Origin of the sequence: Pseudobacillus sp. 179-B 2D1 NHS (assembly GCF_045370945.1) — a bacterium.
Classification (GTDB): domain Bacteria; phylum Bacillota; class Bacilli; order Bacillales; family Domibacillaceae; genus Pseudobacillus.
In genome coordinates, this window is the sequence record NZ_JBIQDP010000061.1 from 1 (window position 1) to 3,582 (window position 3,582).

A 3,582-nucleotide genomic window follows, 5' to 3' on the forward strand; every position below is an offset into this window, starting at 1 on the left:
CTAGGCTATGTAAGCCCGATTGAATACAAACGATCGTCCCTTAAAAAGGCTGTCTGATTTAGTGTTGACAATCCACTTTTATAAATGCTTAAAAAACAAAGGTTTAAAGGGAATAAAATCGTTATTAAAGAACGATCAATAGACTAAAAAAGAGTAAATTAAATGTGCAATCAAATATCAAACCAGATATCTTGATCATACTTCCGTTTAATTTACTGATTCTTTGCTTTTATATTAAGTAGTGAGTGCTAGCAGGAGAAGAGAGATAGAAAGTATATAAGTTGTTGGAGATGCTGGTGTGGAAGGGTAAGTAGACAAGTGATTTTGTAAACTTAAATTTGATGAATTTCATGTATCATGAAGATTAAAAATCCTACTTTTAGGGTGATAAATAAACTCAATTTCTATATGATAAAACAGAGCAGGACAATGTTCGTTCCTGCTCCGTTACTTAATTAACTTCAAAGGTGTCTATGTGGGATTCTTTGTTCTCCTCCCAAGTAACTGATACCTTATAAGTATGCTTTTTATTAGGAGCATCTCCCAAATAAAATTCTGCTGAAAAAGGATGTAATGTAGTCACAGAGCCATCTTCGGCTTTTCCCTCAGCAAATTTTTCTTTCTTAGCAAGCACTTTTTCATCATCAGTAAAGACAATTGATTTTACATTAACTTTGCGGTCGTTTTTTTGTTTCAACTCACCAACCCAGCCTGTAGGCTCACTCGCATCTAGGTTTTTTTTATAGGTAGCTTTCCACATATTATTTTCAGAGACACCTGATAGTGACACACTAGAGTAGTATCCATAAACACCTGCTAAAATAACAAGGATAAGTCCTATTAGTATTAAATAATTCTTTTTTTTCAATTAACCCCCACCTTCATTCAGCAATTAGCTTAATCAGAACTTAATTACACGATAGCTTACCCAGTTTGGACTTATCTTTTTAAAATTATGGGGGTTAAATAATTGTCTGTATGTCCAGATAAATAGAGTGTACCATCTCCCTTAGAATACACAAACATTGTGTGAGAATAACGCGTCGCCTGGTCTTTTTTAAACTGGATAACATCGTCTGGTTCTGTATAATTAATCAGGTCTTGTTTGTTTTTACTGGCTTTAGTGGGCTGTGTCTTGCTCCAAAATGTATAGAAGTCACTAACATTTATCTTTAACCAAATGAATGGGATAGTTATAACAAAAAGTAGATCTATAACAAGTAAAGTACTTGGAACGACTAATAAGGGTTTTGTAAAAACTTTTTTCATCAGATATGCCTACTGAAAATCTAACAATTTCCGTATTTAAGAAATAAATGTAGTAGGTTATGTGAACTATAATGCATGAGGTATTCATCTTTTTTCAAAGGTTATCTAAATGATTGGGATAATCAAATAATAATGGAAGTAAAATGGTAAGATAAACATAAAAAAGGGGAGATTGTTTGAAGTTCTTAATGTTTATCATCCTTCTGGCGATTTTGGTTATTACGTTAGAAAAAACAATAAATAAATTACTTGGTGTAGAAAAGAAAAGGATATCAGAAACTCCTGCTAAAAACATTGACCGATGGGGCAAGATCATTATTTTATGTTCTTTTTTATGTGCTTTATGGTTTGTTGTTATAAAGGACATACATATCATTAAATGGTTCTGGACCTCTTACTTTTTTATATTATTAGGATTTCAAGCTCTCTTAGAGTGGAAGTATCTGAAGAATTCAAAACAGTATGTTTCTACGCTTATCTTTTTGATAATAGCTGTAATAATTATTTCAAATATGGAGCATTTTATTCAGTTAATGGGTTGAAACTAGTCTGCTGAACAAGTAAATAAGTAACAATCTGTTATTTAACTAAAAAGGACAAAAGTTAAAAAGACCTTCGACTGGAATATCTTTTTTAATGCCGATAAATGATGCTATGTGAATTAAGGGGGTTAGAAGCTTGGTAGCAAAAAAGGAAATAACCACAAGAAGAGTATTGAATATATATGGGGTTTTTTCTGTTATTGCATTAATAATATCAATTTTCACAGTTCCTATTTCTATAAATGAAAACATGCAGCTTTTTTACAATGAGGATTTAATGATGAAGGAGAACAAGGTAAAGGAGTTTCTCTTTTTTATTTTTGGCTCTGCTTTAGTGTACTTTTCTTTAGTAAATCTTTATTACAAATATACGAGATCTTAGAAAGACTTCAACGAAGGGCACTTTAATTGAACAAGCAGCAAAAAGAATCTTTCAGCCGAGATCTTTTTAGTACCGATATTTGTGGTGTTATGTGAACTAAATGTGTATAGATTATTCATAAATTAGTGTCTATTCTTTTCGTTCTCTTTTTTTATCTCGCTTTTGCTATAATTAACCAAAAATGGTTTAATATGAGATGGGGTGTTTGGATGGAGGATGAAACTTTAATGGGAACAGGAAATTGGTTAAGCATAATTTCTACTTTACTGATTCTATTATGCTTTTATTTCAGCCTTACTTTCTTTCAACACTTAAAATTAGGTGATGAGCGCCTTATAAAACAGTCTAAATTAGCAGCGGTTTTTTGCCTTGCTTTGAGTTTATTGATTCCAGCATTATATAGTTTGTATGTCTATAATGAGATGATGAAATAACAGAGGACTTTCAATTAGAAGCTCTTTTTTAATTAATATGGAAGGTGAGTTGAACAAGAATTCTAGATAAGACATGGTTAGTAGGGGGCGATTGTTGTGGAAAGAACTTTAGTGAAAACTGCCATATATTCATTTATCATTTCTTTTTCTGCACTGTTGATAATAATGGATAGAACAGATACATCAGAAGATGCTGATGGAATGACCTCAACTTGGGAAATACCCTATCCAGATTATTTCTTTATGATTTTGCAAGACTCCATAAAAATTACCTTCGCAGTGATTGGGATTGCTTTTTTGATAAAGTTATTTAGAAGAAACAAAAAAGGGAGTACCATGCTATGAGATTGGCTTGCCAAACCTGCGATACAGTGATTTCTAATGAATTAATAGAACTTAAGGATTTAAGTCGTCTTAATAAGAAGGATGGCCAAGATTATATCCCTAAAGGCTTTTTCATTATTGACAATCAAGAATTCTATCTAAGGTTAAAAGGATCCATTATGGTTAACATCAAGGATTTAATCAATTCAAAATATCACTCTGATGTCAGTAGATTAAACGGATGTTGCGGTCGCGACGGTTTAGATGGAATGAATAGGACATGTTTTAATAATCATGAAATTGGGACTGAGATGTCAGACTGTTGGATGCCTCATTGTGTAGCATTAAATCCCCATCTAGTTAAATTTATTTAAAGGGCGCTTAAAATATTTAGAAGAACTTCCTGTATCGAGGATTATATAGATAAAGCAAGTTCATTATCTAAAGGTAGTTTATTACTAGGTTGTTTAGTTTGAATAGAGGAGCTAAATCCTTTGCTAAATACATTAAAACTTAATCTTTTATTTTTATTATCTGCGGCACTGTTATTGGCGGGTTGCAATGAAACAACACTTAGAAACGGAGATAAACATATTACCAAAGAGATGGATGAAACAATTTCTAATTATAT

At 31.9% G+C, this 3,582-nt stretch carries 7 protein-coding genes; 5 read left to right on the forward strand and 2 right to left on the reverse strand.

From position 1 onward, the window contains the following. Positions 1-451: 451 nt before the first annotated feature. Both ACH0BF_RS24955 and ACH0BF_RS24960 read right to left on the reverse strand, forming a co-directional pair. On the reverse strand, positions 452-868 hold the full coding sequence (locus ACH0BF_RS24955; RefSeq protein ID WP_406910514.1) for a hypothetical protein: 417 nt from the start codon (positions 866-868) through the stop codon (positions 452-454). Between the two features lie 71 nt (positions 869-939). Further along, complete coding sequence (locus ACH0BF_RS24960) at positions 940-1,269, reverse strand: amidase domain-containing protein (protein ID WP_406910515.1); 330 nt, start codon at positions 1,267-1,269, stop codon at positions 940-942. A 176-nt stretch (positions 1,270-1,445) separates the two neighbouring features. On the opposite strand from ACH0BF_RS24960, the gene ACH0BF_RS24965 reads away from it, so the two are divergent. The 5 genes from ACH0BF_RS24965 (at position 1,446) to ACH0BF_RS24985 (ending at position 3,325) form a co-directional block, all read left to right on the forward strand. Further along, entirely contained in the window at positions 1,446-1,811 is a 366-nt protein-coding gene (locus tag ACH0BF_RS24965; RefSeq protein WP_406910516.1) for a DUF4181 domain-containing protein, read from the forward strand. 136 nt (positions 1,812-1,947) lie between these two features. Then, a complete protein-coding gene (locus ACH0BF_RS24970) occupies positions 1,948-2,193 on the forward strand; it encodes a hypothetical protein (protein WP_406910517.1) in 246 nt (81 codons plus the stop codon). A 209-nt stretch (positions 2,194-2,402) separates the two neighbouring features. Further along, positions 2,403-2,627, forward strand: a complete 225-nt coding sequence (locus ACH0BF_RS24975) for a hypothetical protein (protein ID WP_406910518.1) — start codon at positions 2,403-2,405, stop codon at positions 2,625-2,627. 96 nt (positions 2,628-2,723) lie between these two features. Further along, a complete protein-coding gene (locus tag ACH0BF_RS24980) occupies positions 2,724-2,972 on the forward strand; it encodes a hypothetical protein (protein WP_406910519.1) in 249 nt (82 codons plus the stop codon). Then, entirely contained in the window at positions 2,969-3,325 is a 357-nt protein-coding gene (locus ACH0BF_RS24985; protein WP_406910520.1) for a hypothetical protein, read from the forward strand. Before ACH0BF_RS24980 ends, ACH0BF_RS24985 begins: the two co-directional genes overlap by 4 nt. Positions 3,326-3,582: the final 257 nt, after the last annotated feature.

Bases quoted from the DNA above. Each gene is read 5' to 3' on its own strand.
- ACH0BF_RS24960 (WP_406910515.1), bottom strand. From the start codon at position 1,269: ATGAAAAAAGTTTTTACAAAACCCTTATTAGTCGTTCCAAGTACTTTA.
- ACH0BF_RS24975 (WP_406910518.1), top strand. From the start codon at position 2,403: ATGGAGGATGAAACTTTAATGGGAACAGGAAATTGGTTAAGCATAATT.
- ACH0BF_RS24985 (WP_406910520.1), top strand. From the start codon at position 2,969: ATGAGATTGGCTTGCCAAACCTGCGATACAGTGATTTCTAATGAATTA.